This is a genomic window from Labilibaculum manganireducens (assembly GCF_963665805.2).
In the GTDB taxonomy this organism is placed as follows: Bacteria; Bacteroidota; Bacteroidia; order Bacteroidales; family Marinifilaceae; genus Labilibaculum; species Labilibaculum manganireducens.
This window is the reverse complement of record NZ_CAXXEE010000003.1, coordinates 1449482-1466619: the sequence shown is the minus strand read 5'-3', so window position 1 is coordinate 1466619 and position 17138 is coordinate 1449482. Positions and strand designations below refer to the sequence as shown.

Genomic DNA, 17138 nt, shown 5'->3' with positions numbered 1-17138 from the left:
CGGTGGGCCAAAGCCACACAGCATTTAAAACCATAAAACTGCAATTGATTTTTTTTGACCTTTCGACCTTTCCAGACTTTTGAGACCCTTCAAGACTTTTTCAATCCTCAAACACCCCTCTCCCTGTCGGGATCTCCCCTGAAAATGGGAGAATTGCAAATGGGAGAATTACTGCGATAACCTTTTCAGACAACAGCTTAAGCAGTTGGCAATGCATGAATTCACAAAACACATATCTTCCCAAACGGTGGGTCAAAGCCACATAACATTTAAAACCATAAAACTGCAATTGACTTTTTGACCTTTCGACTTTTGAGACCTTTCCAAACTCTTCAAGACTTTTCACCCTCTCCCTGTCGGGATCTCCCCTTAAAATGGGAGAATTGCTGCGATAACCTTTTCAGACAACAGCTTAAGCAGTTGGCAATTCATGGCTTCACAAAACACATATCTTCCCCAACGGTGGGCCAAAGCCACACAGCATTTAAAACCATAAAACTGCAATTGACTTTTTTTTTGATTTTTCGACCTTCGACTTTTCAAGATACTTCTTCTCCAACGGCAAAATCCGAGAGGTAATTCAATCCCATGCTTCTTTTTACATTACATCTTGTGGCGCAGAATAAGATCTTGTTTCAAAGAATGATTTTCACCTGCGCCAATTTGTTATGTCCCATTCTTATCCCGGGGTGGCATTCGCTTCGCTCATTTACCCCGGGCTATTCATATTTGAGCCCTTCAGGCTCCGATAAAATAAGCAATCACTTTATCTATCTCTTGTTGACCTTTTTGACTTTTCAAGACTTTTGAGACCTTTCCAGACTCTTCCAGACTTTTCAATCCTCAAACACCCCTCTCCCTGTCGGGATCTCCCCTGAAAATGTGAGAATTGCTGCGATAAACCTTTTCACACAACAGCTAAAGCAGTTGGCAATGCATGAATTCACAAAACACATATCTTCCCCAACGGTGGATCAAAGCCACATAGCAATTAAAGCCATAAAACTGCAATTGGCTTTTTTTGACTTTTTGACTCTTCAAGACTCTTCCAGACTTTTCAAGACTTTTCAAGACTTTTGAGACCCTTCCAGACTTTCACTATATCACAAAAGAAAGACCAACTCAATTACGAGTCAGTCTGTTTATGTTTAAAAAAAGGCAAACCTGTAAGCCGGGTCCTGTATTCTCCGAAAAGAATTTCTATCATTTATCTAGAACACTTGTCACCAAATGTTTCGAGCAATCCACCCCCCGAACATCAGCCGAGTCAGCCTACATACGCCGGTGTACTTGATCTTGCAACACATAAGGTACACAGCCACCAATGTCACCATCAGTGCTGGTGAGCTCTTACCTCACCTTTTCACCCTTACCCGGAGGCGGTTCTTTTCTGTTCTACTACTAAAGCCTTTCGGCCTTCTTCCCGTTAGGAAGTATGTTACTCTATGTTGCCCGGACTTTCCTCTCCTTTTTACAAAGCAGCGATAGAACGGTTTGCCGGGACAAATGTAAGGAAAAAGTAACAAGTATAAAGTATAAAGTATAAAAAAGAGAAGGGAAGAAATGGAAAAAGTTCAAAGGAGGCAATAAGTACAAAGAAAAAAGTAAAAAGTAAAAAGTAAAAAGTATAAAGTAAAAAGTATAAAGAAAAAAAATACAAAGGAAGGTAATGTTACCGTTTTAGCTTTTGGTACATTTTAACTCTTATTGCTCCCAATATTTTCATTAATTCCTCAGATTCTCTTTCCAAGATATCCCATTGTTTTTGTTCCTCAGAGATAGAATTAACAATACGAATCCAGTAGTTTGTTTCTCTTATCTCTTTCAGGGAAATAGAGATTTTATTAGCAAAATCAGCTTCTGAGACAGCTGCTTGCGCTTCTTCGTAATTTGCCCCAACAGATGTTGCTGACTTTAATATCTGATAGGAGATTACTTGATACTCACGCGAATTTGGAAACACCCTTACCTGTTTTATGATGTCAACAGAAAAATTAAACAATCGAGCTTGCAATTCATTTTGTTTCACGTGGCTTTATACTTTACACTTACAATATTCCTTATACTTCTCACCCTTTGTACTTTGTACTTTGTACTTTTTACTTTATCCTTTTTACTTCAAGATTGATCCTTGGAAGTTTGGAACCTATAATCGGACAATAAACGCATCGCCGTAGCCTTTTTGGCGAATTTCGCGCAATTCCCGGCGACAAACCCAATAATTGTCGTAATTCCCGTAAAAATAACGATACAATTCGTCCTGCGGATCAAACGTACGGGTAAGATCTTTAATCGTTATCCGCTTAAGGTTCATTTCAGATTTACTTGCAAATATCTGAATGGTAAAATGAGCATCTGCAGAAAGGCTTTCCTGAATGGCTGCTGTTTTTAAACCTGACGGAGTTTTAATTCTTGCCTGAGTAAAACCAAGGTCTTTTAATTTTTGAATCGCCTCATTTGCAAGCTTTTTATCGTTATAGTCTCCTATTTCAATAACATAAAGCGGCTTTTCAGATATCTTTAAATGTCCCAGCTCATAATAGTAGTCAACATATTCTTTTCCTCTCATTTTTCGTCCCATGTTATAGGATCCTGTCTGATCCGAGGCCATTTTCACATCGTTTTTCCTTTCTGCCTCTACTCTAACTTCCGCCAACTCTCCTTTATTAATAACGGCAACACTTGCCTGAGGAAAACCTGCCTCCACTTTTTCCTGCAAATATTTCTTAGCATCACCCACATCCTCAAATCGTCCCAACACATATTGAAACATTCCATCGGCTTCCAGTACTTTCACTGAGTTGAACGGAGAAAAACTTTCTGCATTTAGACTATTTTTGCTTTTCTGAAGAAGAATGGTGTAGTAATAATCATTACCAATATGAGTCAGTTTACCAATTGCGGTTTCAGTGGCTTGATTCCTTTTATCGGTTTGACTGGTAATTTTCTGCTTCTGAGTTTTATCCTGATCACCCTTTCCATTTGTAAGAACTGCTGAAATCTGCTCCGATGTGAACTCCTGATTTAAATCCAAAACCTTAGCATCAGCATATCCAAAAGACTTTATTTCCTCTACCCGGGTCTCTGCTTCACTCTTGGAATTGCTAAGACCGGATAAATAATGATACTCTCCATCTTTTCCACTCAACTCAACAACATCATTCAATTCCTCAAAATAATCGGTATACACCGGATATTTAAACTTTGCAATTTCTACACCATAGGTTGAACCTCCAGCAGTAGAACCGGCAAAGTTAATATCGAAAAAAGAAGAAAGGGAACCAATTGTCCCGGCGGTCAAGAAAAAACAGATTAAAAAGTAGATATTCCTCATAACAGATGGCAGAATAGAGTGTCAGATTAATTCTTAAAAATAACAAAAATTAACAGTAGTAAATACAAGAAACTGTTTAAAATTTATCCTTTAGCTTTTTTATAAGGCAAAAACCTCATAATTGCGTTAAATTATCTTTAAACAGAACCACTATTCGCATCAAATTTGTCTTATTCTTAGTCTTTTTTCTTCGATAAGAATTTCTAAAAATAGATTTAAACAGCTTCTAATAAAATCATTAATTAATGGAAATAAACATTACAAAAGACAATCCCTCTTCCCAAGCAACTCTTTATATACATCTTATTGGTTGAAAAAATCAAGAGCAACAAGATCTGTAAAAAGGATAATATTAAGAACTAACGCCCTTTTCCCGACGTGTCGGGATCGGCACCTTGTTCACAATATTATTTCAAATTGCGTTCATAATCTTCACTGCGTTACGGTACCCTCAAGAAGGGAAGATTCTATTTGCGAACGATTCTCCCATTTTAAGGGGAGATGTTCGAAGAACAGAGGGGTGCTTGTGTTTATAATTAAACTATGGCCTGGGAAGCGAATATTTGTGTATAAAGAGCAGCTTCCCAAGACGAATAACAATTGATTTACAACACAAAAATTAATTCTATCCTTCGATTCTCATGATGCTCATTTTCAGAACATCCCGAATCATCAAAACACCCATTCAAAATAAACTCCCCGCCCCATGCACCAACCTCTATCTCTGATACATCCATACCTTTTTTTACCAAATATTCTTTTGCTTTTTCTGCTTTTTGAAGGGAAATGTCCAAATTCATTTGTTCCAATCCTTTCGAGTCTGAATGGCCGTTTATCTTAATTCCCAATTCCGGAAATTCTTTCCAAAACCGGTACAAACGATCCAATATTTTTTTAGCTTCATCACTAAAGTCATCCTCATTCTTCTCGAAATAGATGTTTTTAAATGCAATCTTCTTCTTAGGATAGGCAATTGGCGTCAGTTCCGACACAAAGGAAAACTTAGGTTTTTCGCTGATGCGGTCCAAACTTACCTCAATATTCATCTTTTGAGAGGATGGGTAATATTCAATCTTCCGATCCATATATCCTGTTTTTTGAACAGTAATCTCATATAATATTCCCTGATCAAACTCAGATTCCGGTATTTCGAAAGAAGTTTCTCCCTCAATCATCCCCTTATCAGCAACAATCACTTTATTTTCCAAAGCTTTCAGAACTGAAAATTTTACGTTTTTAATAATATCATAGGAATGTGCATCTTTCACAAAAACCTGAACACGTTTTTTGTCTTCTTTTTTCAATTCATAGATCCGGTCCCGCAAACCTCTATCTTCCCGGTCTGATACAAATAGCTGCATGCCCGTCTCAGGGATATCCTGAATTGAATACTCTGAAAATGCAGAATTATACGGTTCTCCCGGATTTAATACCGGAGCCCAGCTGCCATCCTCATTTCTGGAAGTAAAAAACAAATCCAATTTTCCATAACCTGCGTGTCCATCGGACGAGAACCACAACTGATTATTCGACAGTACCCGTGGATAAATCTCGTTTTGTGCTGTATTAATTGATTTTCCTAAATTTTGAGGTTCTGTCCACTTCCCGTTCTCCTGCTTACTAACATACAGATCCATCCCTCCGTATCCACCCTCCATATCTGAAGAAAAATACATTGTTTTCCCATCGGGGGATAAAAAAGGATAGCAGCAGGAATACTTTCGACTGCAAAATGCAAGACTTTCCTTAGAACGCCATTCCCCGTTTTTCTTTTCGGCAATCGCAATCTCCATTTGTTGCTTTCCCTTTCGAATGCACCAACGCGTGTAATACATTGTATTTCCATCAGGAGAAATGCAAATGGCTCCAATATCTGTTTTAGGTTCCAGTTTGCCGGCAAAAGATTTGGTTTCATTAAACTCCGAATTTTCACCTGCAGCGAGCAGCAATTTGTAATTTTTATCTGATTTTAATTTTCCGGCACCAGCTTCTGAGTAAACAATTCCCTCGGGCAATAGGAAGATACCTAAGCACTTTCCTTGGGGTTGAACTTTAATCTTAGTGATTTTCAAATCTTGATTTGCCTTTCGCACCTCGGCGAATTTACAAACAGCATCCAAGCGTATTTGAACTTCATTTGGATCCGCCCCCAATTCACCAGCTCTTTCTGCCAGTAGAACAGCTGCTGTAAAATTATCATTAGCAAGGTTTATTTGAGAGAGATGAAGTAAATCTGCAGAATTCTTCTCTTTTTCCTGAATACTGTTATAAAAATTCTCGGATTGATCGTACCTGCCCAAAACAAAATAGCATTCTGCAATCTTCCGGTTGACTTCAGCATTTTTATCCTTTATATTCTTGAATTGAATAATCGCCTCCGGATAATCTCCTTTCAGAATTGCTTTATCGCCTTTTTTTTCAAATTTAGTTTGACTGAAAAGTGCAGTAGGAAACATTAGGAATAAAACAAGCAGTTTTAGCTTATAAATCATATTCGAATGGATTTAGAATGAACATAAACTAAAATTAAGAGTTTTCAGGACAATAACAAACAGTGAATTAATAAAAACTTAACTTTTCAAGGCTCTTTGATTTTTAAACGCAACAGCTAAAGCAGTTGGCAATGCATGGCTTCACAAAACACATATCTTCCCAAACGGGGTCAAAGCCACATAACATTTAAAACCATAAAACTGCAATTGACTTTTTTTTGACTTTTCGCCCCTTCTACTTTTCAAGATACTTCTTCTCCAACCGCAAAATCCGAGAGGTAATTCAATCCCATGCTTCTTTTTACATTACATCTTGTGGCGCAGAATAAGATCTTGTTTCAAAGAATGATTTTCACCTGCGCCAATTTGTTATGTCCCATTCTTATCCCGGGGTGGCATTCGCTTCGCTCATTTACCCCGGGCTATTCATATTTGAGCCCTTCAGGCTCCGATAAAATAAGCAATCTCTTTATCTATCTCTTGTTGACCTTTTTGACTTTTCAAGACTTTTGAGACCTTTCCAGACTCTTCCAGACTTTTTCGATCCCCAAACACCCCTCTCCCTGTCGGGATCTCCCCTGAAAATGGGAGAATTGCTGCAATAAATCTTTTCACACCACAGCTAAAGCAGTTGGCAATACATGGCTTCACAAAGCACATATCTTCCCAAACGGTGGGTCAAACCCACACAGCAACTAAAACCATAAAACTGCAATTGACTTTTTTTGATGTTTCGACCCTTCTACTTTTCAAGATACTTCTTCTCCAACCGCAAAATCCGAGAGGTAATTCAATCCCATGCTTCTTTTTACATTACATCTTGTGGCGCAGAATAAGATCTTGTTTCAAAGAATGATTTTCACCTGCGCCAATTTGTTATGTCCCATTCTTATCCCGGGGTGGCATTCGCTTCGCTCCTTTACTCCGGGCTATTCATATTTGAGCCCTTCAGGCTCCGATAAAATAAGCAATCTCTTTATCTATCTCACTCTTGTTGACCTTTTTCACTTTTCAAGACTTTTGAGACCTTTCCAGACTCTTCAAGACTCTTCAAGACTTTTCGAGACTTTTGAGACTCTTCTATCCCCTCATCAATAGCGAGCTGTCACCATAACTCAGGAAACGAAAATCATTATCCAGCGCGTACTGATATATTTCCTTCCATTTATCACCAACAAGGGCCGAAATTAAAAGAAGCAAGGTACTTTGTGGCTGGTGAAAGTTTGTCACCAAACCCGAAATAACTTTAAATTGATATCCCGGAGCGATAATAATCTGAGTCGCGACATTAAATAAAGTCAAACCTTTCTCCTGCATATAGCTGCAAATTGCCTGATACGATTCCTGCCTGCTGTAATTAGCCGGTAACTGATAAGCCTCCCACTGTCCCAGCAAATGAGGATTTTCCTTTTGGGTCAGAATTTTAACACCCATCCAATACAAACTCTCCAAACTTCGCACAGATGTTGTGCCCACCGCAATAATTTGTCCGCTAAGCTTTATTATATTTTGAATACTCTCAAGGGTAACCTGAATATGTTCTGTGTGCATTTCATGATCGCCTATCTGCTCCGATTTTACAGGCTTAAACGTTCCGGCTCCAACATGCAGTGTCAATTCTTCCCGATTTATTTTTTTTGCTTCCAGGCGGGAAAACACATCCTCAGTAAAATGCAGTCCTGCTGTTGGCGCCGCCACCGAGCCTTCGTATTTTGAATAAACGGTCTGGTAGCGAAGCAAATCTGTTGCTTCCGTGTCACGATTTAAATAGGGGGGAATTGGAATTTTACCGGTTTGTTCCAACACCTCGCTAAAGCTCAGGTCCAGATGATTCCACGAAAAAAAGATCTCCTGAGCTCCTTCCAATGCTTCCTGCTTCTCCGCTTTCAGAAAATACTCCTTATCATCAACATAGAAAGGCATTTTTAATACCCCGGACTTCCATTTTCGCGCATTTCCTACGATACATTTCCAGGATGAAGAACCACATGCCTGAAAAGCCAGGTTGTAATCAGCCGGCTTCAAGGGCTCCAAGCAGAATATTTCAATTCGTGCTCCTGTTTCCTTATGAAATATCAATCGGGCCTGAATCACTTTGGTATTATTAAATACCATCGTAGTTCCAGAGGCAATCTCCGAAGGTAAATTCTCAAATACAGATTCCGAAATCAATCCGTTTTTGTAAATCAGTAATTTTGACAAATCCCTGTTCGCTAAAGGGTGTTTGGCAATTCTTTGATCGGGAAGATCGTAAGTGAAATCTGAAATTTGAATTTGCCTGGCGTCCAAACTATTTATATTGATATTACAATCCATCTATTTCTTAATTAATCAAGCTTTATTCCTAATAAAAAGGGGGCTTTGCCTTTTGATCGGCAAAAATAGCTAACTTTGTCGGGAATCAAAAACCTGTTGACTATTTTAGATTTCTAAAGTCGAAACGAATGCTCAAACAGTCAACTCAAATTAGATAATCTGATGCAAATAAATACAGGAGATAAAGTCCGGTTTTTAAATGAAACAGGTGGTGGTATTGTCACCCGAATAATTGATGCTAAAACTGTTATGGTTTTAAACGACGAGGATGAATTTGAGATTCCAAGTCTGAAAACCAATTTGGTTGTGATTGAATCGGTAAATACAGGAGCTTCCCCTCAATCCAAACAAAGTAATTCTTCAAGTTCAGGTTCCTCATTACCATCAAAGAAACAAACACTATTTGTTGAAAAAGAGGAAGTTTACGCTGCTTTTGCCCCCAAGGAACCGGCCACCCAATCGGAAAGCCCGTTGGAACTATTTTTAATTAACGATACCAATCAAATTCTTTTGTACACTTTCTGTGATGAAAAAGGAAATGGACTGGAAGGGATAACCGCTGGAACTCTTGATCCTAAATCAAAAATTCTTTTATCAGAATACGAAATAAAAGACCTGAACGTATTGACCTGCTGTCATTTTCAAATCATTTTTTATCAGCAAGGAAAATGCTCTCCTAAAAAACCTTTGGATCGTACGCTCAAAATTCAGGCTGTAAAATTCCACAAATCTTCAAGCTATAAGGATACTGCATACTTTCATCAGGAAGTGATACTTTACAAACTTACAGGTGAAAATCTGGAGCAAAAAATAGAAGAACTAAGCAATAAAGATTTCCAACAGGCAATTCGTGAAAAAGAAGATTCAGAAAAAGTAAAACCAACACCAAAAAACAATAATTCTGATGATAATTTAATCGAAGTTGACTTACACATTAATGCATTAATTGACTCTGTAACAGGATTATCAAATGCTGACATCCTTGAATTTCAACTTAATAAATTTCATGAGGTATTGCGTCAGAACCAATATGAGAAAGGCAAAAAAATTGTATTTATTCATGGTATCGGCAATGGTACATTAAAGCAGCATGTTCATAATGAACTCAAAAGAAAATACAGAAAACATTATTCTCAAGATGCCTCTTTTAAAGAATATGGATGGGGAGCAACCATGGTTACAATACGATAAAAAGTCTGGAAAATCCGAAAGATCAAAAAGTCTTGAAACCAAAAGCTTATTGTAATAATAAGCTCAGAATTAAATTGCCACGTGGCTTTAGCGGGGATAGTATTGAAAGGAAAAATATTTTTTTTACTGCCTCTTTACCTGTGGATTAAAAAAAGAACTAAATAAAAAAAAAGACGCAAATGCGTCTTTTTTTTATATTCTGATATCTCCTTGAGTAATTTTAAGTATGTATAAAGGATTTGATTGGCTCGAAACAGGCCAGAAAAGCAAGAAATCCTAATGCTGCAATTACAATTCCCGAAATTTTATTGATCCAAAATAATTGTTTTAACCTGAATTTCTTGCGGAAAATATTAATAATGGTCGACAAGGTATACCACCACAAAGCTCCTCCCAACAGCACACCTAAAATCAAGAACAATTCAATTCTCAAAGTCGGATTGCTTCCAAAGATAGATGCTCCGGCAAAAACTGCAACAAAAACAAAAACTGCAATCGGGTTCGATGCTGTAAGAAAAAATATAGAAACAAAGTCACCCAACATTCCCTTTTTACCCGTTTTCTTCGCCCCTCTAATCTGCTTTATAGGGTTTGTAAGGAAGATTCGCAACCCTACATACACCAGAAAAATACTACCGATTAACTGCAGGTAGAATTCCTGTGTTTTAATAAAACTAAGCACCATTCCCAAACCAAAAGCGGCAACTGTAGCATAAAACATATCTGCAACAGCAGCACCCAGACCCGAAATAAAACCGGCCAAGCGACCTTTCTGAATGGTTTTTTGAATAATTAACACCCCTATCGGGCCTAATGGTATCGAAACCATTAATCCCACAACTATTCCTTTAAATAAATATTGAAAATCCAACTACTAAATCTTTTTCAGTTAACAAAATTGCTTGCAAAGGTGGTAAAATATATGCTAAAATCTGACATCTTCCGATGAAAATCTTTTCATAATGGTGTCATCATTGAATTCCTTCGACAATGATTCAATCACTTTAATTGGCACATCAAACAAATCAACTACGATTAAACCATCCAGACAATCATTAAAATTTGGGTCTATATTAAACCCCACAATCCTGGCGTTCAGAGAAATATATTTTTTAAGAAGTACCGGCAATTTATCATTCGTTATCTCAAAATCGCCAATTAACTTATCTAGCTTATTGATATCATTCTTAGCCATTTCCAATAAAATATCCACATCCAGATCTTTTATTTTGACCTTAAACTTCTTTCTTGATTTAATGTACTGTCCTAAATCGTAATTGAAATAATTCCGCATAATAAATTTAATGATCAAATCTTTCGACAAATCAGAATACTTATTGCTGATACTCACAGGTCCTATCAAATAACGCGACTGAGGATTCTTGAGTAAGAAATACAAAATCCCTTTCCAAAGCAAAAATAAAGGCATTGGCTTTTTTTGATATTCTTTCACAATAAATGAACGCCCCAACTCCAATGATTCATGAAGAATAGGCTGGAATTTTTTGCTCATACGGAACAGGCTCTGCAAATAAAAGCCTTTCAATCCATACTCCGAAAGAATTTCATTTCCCTTGCCAACACGATAGGCACCTACTATCTTTTTCAGTTCCTCATCCCAAATAAAAAGCTGATGATAATACAAATCATACTCATCAACATCAATTCCCAGATTTGTTCCTTCACCAACTTCCCGAAAGGTAATTTCCCTTAATCGCCCAAGTTCGGTCAACACATGTGGCAACTTAGAAGAAGGTGCACAATACACAGTAAAATTACTGCTTTTAAACAGCAAGTATTCCTGAGGAAGACTCTCCACCTCACTTTGAATAATCTCCGGGTTTACAGGAGGTACAATATCTTCAACCTTTGCAATTTTTTCCTTGCGTTTGAATTGATAAAACTTTTTCACCTCAATTGGAGTCCCCAGCATATAAGTCTTTGCGCGCAAAAACCGACCATACTGATTGATATCTGTAAATCCTTTCTGATCTTTTACCGAAATTGGATTTCCAATACGGATCCGAACCGTTTTATTCTTTTTATTTAATAACTCTGATGGCAATTTCACTGTTCGAAGTGTAGGATGAATCATTCCCAGCAAATGGAATATCAAACTATTGCTTCCCTGAAAATAAATAGGCACAACAGGTACTTCAGCTTTCTTAATAAACTTAAGAATAGATGGCTGCCATTGCTTATCGGTAATATTATTTGTGTGGGACTGATAAGACGAAACCTCTCCTGCAGGAAATATTCCCAATGGAAAACCACCGCTTAGATGACGAAGCCCTTCTTTAATACCTCCGGTACTGGAAGCTACACCCTTTCTTTCCTCAAAAGGATTTACACCCAAAAAATAATCTTTTATGGGCTCAATCTTTTTCAGCAAGAAATTAGCCATTGCCTTAAACTCAGGGCGTACCATACAAATCAGCTTAATCAGAATTAAGCCGTCAATTCCTCCAAACGGATGATTTGATATTGTAATGAACGGACCTTCTTTGGGAATACGCTTTAATTCTTCCTCGTCAAATTCGAATTTAATCCCTAAATCGTCTAGCAACGCATCAATAAAATCAATGCCATCCTTACCACAATTTGCCGAATACAAATCATTCAATTTATTCAATCGAAGAATATACATCAACAATTTGGCAAAACTTTCCCCACCAAACCAGCTAAGGCTCTCATTTGCCTTTAATAAATCTTTTGGATCAACCAACTTCATATGTCAATACGTTCTAAAAAGGTTGTCCCGACAAATATCGGGAGTGACAAACTAAATCAATTAACATCTTTAACAAGACTGTATCATGAATCAGTATTTATCTATGTTTTTTTGTTTCAAAGTCATTACTGTTTTCGAAAAAGCCCGCATTATTCAGACCCGCTAACCAAACCAAAAGTATCAGACCTTTTCAACCGGATAAAAATAGTATTATTTATCAATACTCCAGTCCTATATTCAATTAAAAAACTTAATAATTACTGTTAATTACAAAGTCTGATCGAACCAGCCCCCGTTAACAAAAACACGAACCGACTCAAATCCAATATCTTTGAGCAGACTCACAGCTAAATCGAATCCTGAAACTAATTCATCCACATGATGAGCATCGGTACTGATTGTAACAGGTACCGCATATTTTTTACATTCTCTCAAAAAATACAAACCGGGAAAAAATGAATCACACTTTTTCTTGTAAATCCCTCTGGTATTGACTTCAACAATAGTACCGGAATTCTTAATCACTTTAATTGTCTCATTCAGTAAATCAACATACCATTTTTCATTTTCAGAAAAAAAACGGCCTTTATTGTTCATTTTTACCTTATCTACATGCCCAACAATGTCCGGCTTTTGAGTTTCAATCATTTCAATTACCTGATTGTAATAGGCAGTAACTGCTTTTTGCGCATCCCCGTCAAACAAAACCTCAATACCATGAATATAATTTGTATCCGGCCCATCGAGAAACCAATATTCAGAATCAGATTTAGCTTTCACCAAATGTACTGAACCGATTGTATAATCTAACCCAGCCTCTTTTTTCAGCTCCTTAAAAGATTTTGTCACTTCAGGAATATAGTCAATCTCCAGAGACAGGTAAATTTGTATTTTAGACCGGTACTTTTGCTTCAATCCCTCCACTTCAGCTGAATACTTCTTTAAGCTTTGCAATGGCATACTCCATGGTTCATTTTGCACCAATGGCGCATGAGAAGAAAAACCAACTGCACTCAACCCAAGATCTATAGCTCGTTCAACAAATTCTTCCGCTGTGTTTTTACCATCGCAAAAGGTCGTATGAGTGTGGTATGAAAAATAATTCATTTGTCAGATTTTAGTAAGGCAAAGATACTTCAAGACACCAATATCACAAAATCCCTTTCTCAATATGCATCAATTGTCCGGCTTTAATCAAACAACAAAAGAAGCTTTTTATTATCCGTTGAAAATTTATTATTTATTGGGATGATAATCCTTCTTTAAAATCTTTATAAATAATACTATCTTTGCAATAATTTAAGACATATGACTGAGAGCAACAAATTACACATAGATAAATGGCTTCCTACATCAGCTAAGGAAGTAAAAGAAAGAGGTTGGGAAGAATTGGATGTAATTCTATTCAGCGGTGATGCCTATATTGATCATCCTTCGTTTGGAGCTTCTGTTATAGGAAGAGTTCTGGAAAACGAAGGCTTGAAAGTTGCCATCGTACCACAACCAAACTGGCGTGATGATTTGCGCGACTTTAAAAAACTGGGACAGCCTAAATTATTCTTCGGTGTAACCGCGGGAAATATGGATTCGATGGTGAATCATTATACTGCCAACAGAAGATTACGGCATGATGATGCGTATACTCCCGATGGCAGACACGGCCAAAGGCCTGATCGTCCCACAATAGTTTATTCTCAGATACTGAAAAAACTATACCCTGACACCCCCATATTAATTGGAGGAATTGAAGCTTCATTAAGGAGAGTAACTCATTACGATTACTGGGATAATGAACTGAAACCAAGCATCCTTTGCGAAAGCAATGCCGATTTACTGGTTTATGGAATGGGCGAAAAGCCATTAAAGGAAATTGTTCGCCTAACAAAAAAAGGTGTACCATTTTATTCTTTGACTAATATTCCACAAACGTCTTTTCTTGTTGCCCAGGATGAAGTTTATCCTACAAAAAAAACATGGCAGGATCAGAAACTCTATTCACATGAAGATTGCCTGAACGACAAGAAAAAATTCGCAAGTAACTTTCGCTGCATTGAGATGGAATCGAATGCTATGATGGCAAAGAAACTTACTCAGGACTATAAAGATCAGACCATTGTTGTGAATCCTCCGTACCCGGTGATGAACGAAAAGGAAATGGATGAAGTTTACGATCTTCCCTATACCCGATTGCCGCATCCACGATACAAAGACAAAAAGATTCCTGCTTTTGATATGATTAAATTCTCGGTAAACATGCACAGAGGATGTTTTGGAGGCTGCTCATTCTGTACCATATCTGCTCATCAGGGAAAATTTATTGCCAACCGATCTGAAAAATCGATATTGAAAGAGGTTGAAAACATTACAAAGATGCCCGATTTCAAAGGTTATCTTTCTGATTTAGGAGGCCCTTCTGCCAATATGTACCAAATGAAGGGGATTTTCGAATCTATTTGCAAAACCTGCAGAAGACCTTCGTGCATCCACCCGGATGTTTGTCCAAACCTGAACACCAATCATCAGGCAATGCTTGACATTTACAAAAAGGTTGATCAAGTTCCAGGAGTTAAGAAATCGTTCGTTGGCAGCGGAATTCGTTATGATCTTATTCTACATCAAACTAAAGATGATAAAATAAATAAATCGAACCGGGAATATGCCACCGAATTGATTAAAAATCATGTGTCGGGAAGATTAAAAGTTGCTCCGGAGCATACTTCCGATGATGTTTTGAATATGATGAGAAAACCATCCTTTAATTTATTTTACAAACTGAAGGCTTTGTTCGATGACATCAACAAAAAAGAAGGTTTGAACCAACAATTAATTCCATACTTCATTTCAAGTCACCCGGGAAGTCAACCAACCGATATGGCCGACCTTGCCGTGAAAACAAAAGAACTTGATTTTAAACTGGAACAAGTTCAGGATTTCACCCCTACACCAATGACGGTTGCTACAGTAATCTACTACTCGGGTTATCACCCTTATACTTTAAAGAAAGTATTTACGGCAAAAAGTGAAAAGGAGAAGTTATCGCAGCGGAAATTTCTATTCTGGTATAAAAAAGAGTATCGGGAAGCTATAAAAACTGAATTAATAAAAATGGGCAAAAAAGATATGCTGACCAAACTTTTCAAATAGTTAAGCAACTATTAACAGATATTCATAACAAATATGAAGAGGTTTGAAAACCTCTTCTATTTATTTGCGTATATTGGAGAAACCAACTCTAACTACTTTGCATGACTAAATTTTACTTACGAACTACTGCAGTTGTCATTCTGATCATTCTCGTTTTTATTGTCTTCGGATGCAACAAAAACAGGGAAGACAGAGCTAATGAGAATGCCATTGAATTAATGGGAAAACAGAAATACGCCGAAGCAATTAAAGAATTTTCCACAATTGTTAAAGGCGATAAAAACTACCTTCCAGCCTATTACAACAGAGCAATATGTTACTCTTTTCTTAATAAGAACAGAGAAGCAATTAATGATTTGAATTTTGTAATCTCGAAACAAAAATTCGATGAGGAGGCCTATTTAAACAGAGCAATTCTCTTTGAAAACCAAAAGAAATATGAGGATGCCATTAAAGACTACACTCATCTGCTCACCATAAATCCCCGAAATAGTAAAGCACTGCATTTTCGAGGCATTTGCAGGTACTACATTAAAGATTACTCCGGAGCAGTAACTGACTATAATCTAGCAATAAAATACGGACTAAACTCTTCGGGTGTTTACTACAACATAGCTGTTGCGCTTGATTGTTTGGAACAATACCCTAAGGCAATAAAATATTACGACAAAGCAATAAAAATTGACGCAAAATTGGAGCGGGCCTACTTCGCCCGGGGAATTGCCAATTTGAAAAACGGCAACAAAGAAGCAGCTATCGCCGACATTAAACAATCAGAAAAATTAGGTTTCAAGAAAGCTGCTCACGTGCTCAAGGAAATTATTGGTTGATTATTCAATCTCCTTAAATAATTTTCCCTGCCAAGAATCTCTTTCCACCAATCTCTTGTCCAGCTTATCTACAAATTCGAAATTTTTGACCCCCCATTTAGGAGCGATCAGCCATCCTTTTGGTGCCTGATTTATAAATCGTTCCAAACTCACTCCTGGATTGATTCTCTCAATTACATCGACAATAAAATCCAAATACTCTTCCATTTCGAACAAGTGGAATTTCTCAGGTTCCACTTCATATTCTTTGGCCATTATTGTATTATTTAGAATTTGCAGCTGATGCATTTTAAGCGTATCAATCGGTAAATTTGACAACTTCACAGCATGCTCAATCATCATCTGAGGTGTATCGAACGGAAGGCCGTTTACCAAATGAGCACCAATGTGAATTCCACGACCCGAAGTTCTCATTATGGTTTTCTCTGCCTCCTGATAGGAATGTCCGCGATTTATAGCTTCCAAAGCACGGTTATTCAACGATTCGACACCATACTCAATACTGATATAATTATCTTTTGCCAATTCTTCCAAATAACTTAAAAGAGAATCAGAAACACAGTCGGGACGGGTACCAATAACCAAACCAACTACTTTCTCGTGAGACAAAGCCTCCTCATAAATTTGTTTTAAATGATCAAGTGATCCGTAGGTATTTGAATAAGCCTGAAAATAAGCCAGATAATACTGAGCTTTGTACTTGGTATTGAAAAAGTCTATTCCCAGTAAAATCTGCTCTGTAACTGTTTTTTTAGGACTACAGTAAGCTGGATTAAAACTATTGTTATTGCAATATGTACAACCACCTACACCTTTGCTCCCGTCGCGGTTGGGACAAGTAAAACCAGCATCTATTGATATTTTTTGAATTCGTTCCGAAAACCGTCTTTTAAATGAACTTGGGAAATCATTATATCTCTTATTGTTTCCCCACTTAAATTGCTTATTTGTCATACCTCTTCGAATTTATCGTAAAAATACAAAAGAAATTGATTCCAGTAAATTGATTGACATTAATTGGAATTTATCAAGATAAGCTGCAGACTTAAAAATCAAACAGAAAACAAAGTTAAAATGCAGTTGTATAGGTTTTTTACAAA

11 protein-coding genes and 1 other RNA gene are annotated in these 17138 nt (G+C 37.2%); 3 read left to right on the top strand and 9 right to left on the bottom strand.

Annotation, left to right across the window (positions count from 1 at the left end):
- Positions 1-1151 precede the first annotated feature (1151 nt).
- The 5 genes from rnpB to ACHZAX_RS05525 all read right to left on the bottom strand — a co-directional run bounded on the left by rnpB (position 1152) and on the right by ACHZAX_RS05525 (position 8142).
- Positions 1152-1501: RNase P RNA component class A (gene rnpB / locus ACHZAX_RS05545), an RNA gene on the bottom strand.
- 171 nt (positions 1502-1672) lie between these two features.
- The gene (locus tag ACHZAX_RS05540; RefSeq protein WP_320018336.1) at positions 1673-2029 is read right to left on the bottom strand and encodes a four helix bundle protein; all 357 of its coding nucleotides are present in this window, start codon (positions 2027-2029) and stop codon (positions 1673-1675) included.
- Positions 2030-2146: 117 nt separating this feature from the next.
- Positions 2147-3301, bottom strand: coding sequence for an SPOR domain-containing protein (locus tag ACHZAX_RS05535; protein WP_320018335.1), 1155 nt, complete (start codon positions 3299-3301; stop codon positions 2147-2149).
- 638 nt (positions 3302-3939) lie between these two features.
- Positions 3940-5826 carry an OmpA family protein gene (locus ACHZAX_RS05530; protein ID WP_320018334.1) on the bottom strand — a complete coding sequence of 629 codons (1887 nt, stop codon included), beginning with the start codon at positions 5824-5826 and terminating at the stop codon, positions 3940-3942.
- A 1080-nt stretch (positions 5827-6906) separates the two neighbouring features.
- Complete coding sequence (locus ACHZAX_RS05525) at positions 6907-8142, bottom strand: S-adenosylmethionine:tRNA ribosyltransferase-isomerase (protein WP_320018333.1); 1236 nt, start codon at positions 8140-8142, stop codon at positions 6907-6909.
- A 162-nt stretch (positions 8143-8304) separates the two neighbouring features.
- Here ACHZAX_RS05525 and ACHZAX_RS05520 point away from each other — a divergent pair, with 162 nt between their 5' ends.
- Positions 8305-9333 carry a Smr/MutS family protein gene (locus ACHZAX_RS05520; RefSeq protein WP_320018332.1) on the top strand — a complete coding sequence of 343 codons (1029 nt, stop codon included), beginning with the start codon at positions 8305-8307 and terminating at the stop codon, positions 9331-9333.
- A gap of 220 nt (positions 9334-9553) precedes the next feature.
- Here the strand turns inward: ACHZAX_RS05520 and ACHZAX_RS05515 are convergent, their stop codons facing one another.
- The 3 genes from ACHZAX_RS05515 to hisJ form a co-directional block, all read right to left on the bottom strand.
- The gene (locus ACHZAX_RS05515) at positions 9554-10204 is read right to left on the bottom strand and encodes a LysE family translocator (RefSeq protein WP_197092799.1); all 651 of its coding nucleotides are present in this window, start codon (positions 10202-10204) and stop codon (positions 9554-9556) included.
- A 54-nt stretch (positions 10205-10258) separates the two neighbouring features.
- A complete protein-coding gene (locus ACHZAX_RS05510; RefSeq protein ID WP_101308419.1) occupies positions 10259-12064 on the bottom strand; it encodes a lysophospholipid acyltransferase family protein in 1806 nt (601 codons plus the stop codon).
- A gap of 267 nt (positions 12065-12331) precedes the next feature.
- Positions 12332-13171 (bottom strand): histidinol-phosphatase HisJ, encoded by an 840-nt coding sequence (gene hisJ / locus ACHZAX_RS05505; protein ID WP_320018331.1) that lies wholly within the window; start codon positions 13169-13171, stop codon positions 12332-12334.
- 201 nt (positions 13172-13372) lie between these two features.
- Between hisJ and ACHZAX_RS05500 the strand changes: the two genes are divergently transcribed.
- Positions 13373-15208 (top strand): YgiQ family radical SAM protein, encoded by a 1836-nt coding sequence (locus ACHZAX_RS05500; protein ID WP_320018330.1) that lies wholly within the window; start codon positions 13373-13375, stop codon positions 15206-15208.
- 101 nt (positions 15209-15309) lie between these two features.
- Complete coding sequence (locus ACHZAX_RS05495; RefSeq protein ID WP_320018329.1) at positions 15310-16038, top strand: tetratricopeptide repeat protein; 729 nt, start codon at positions 15310-15312, stop codon at positions 16036-16038.
- On the opposite strand, the gene mnmL is transcribed toward ACHZAX_RS05495, so the two are convergent.
- A complete protein-coding gene (mnmL, locus tag ACHZAX_RS05490; RefSeq protein WP_320018328.1) occupies positions 16039-16992 on the bottom strand; it encodes a tRNA modification radical SAM protein MnmL/YtqA in 954 nt (317 codons plus the stop codon).
- Positions 16993-17138: the final 146 nt, after the last annotated feature.

Coding starts and splice junctions, on each gene's coding strand:
- ACHZAX_RS05530 (WP_320018334.1), bottom strand. CDS start 5,826: ATGATTTATAAGCTAAAACTGCTTGTTTTATTCCTAATGTTTCCTACT.
- ACHZAX_RS05525 (WP_320018333.1), bottom strand. CDS start 8,142: ATGGATTGTAATATCAATATAAATAGTTTGGACGCCAGGCAAATTCAA.
- ACHZAX_RS05520 (WP_320018332.1), top strand. CDS start 8,305: ATGCAAATAAATACAGGAGATAAAGTCCGGTTTTTAAATGAAACAGGT.
- ACHZAX_RS05510 (WP_101308419.1), bottom strand. CDS start 12,064: ATGAAGTTGGTTGATCCAAAAGATTTATTAAAGGCAAATGAGAGCCTT.
- hisJ (WP_320018331.1), bottom strand. CDS start 13,171: ATGAATTATTTTTCATACCACACTCATACGACCTTTTGCGATGGTAAA.
- ACHZAX_RS05500 (WP_320018330.1), top strand. CDS start 13,373: ATGACTGAGAGCAACAAATTACACATAGATAAATGGCTTCCTACATCA.
- ACHZAX_RS05495 (WP_320018329.1), top strand. CDS start 15,310: ATGACTAAATTTTACTTACGAACTACTGCAGTTGTCATTCTGATCATT.
- mnmL (WP_320018328.1), bottom strand. CDS start 16,992: ATGACAAATAAGCAATTTAAGTGGGGAAACAATAAGAGATATAATGAT.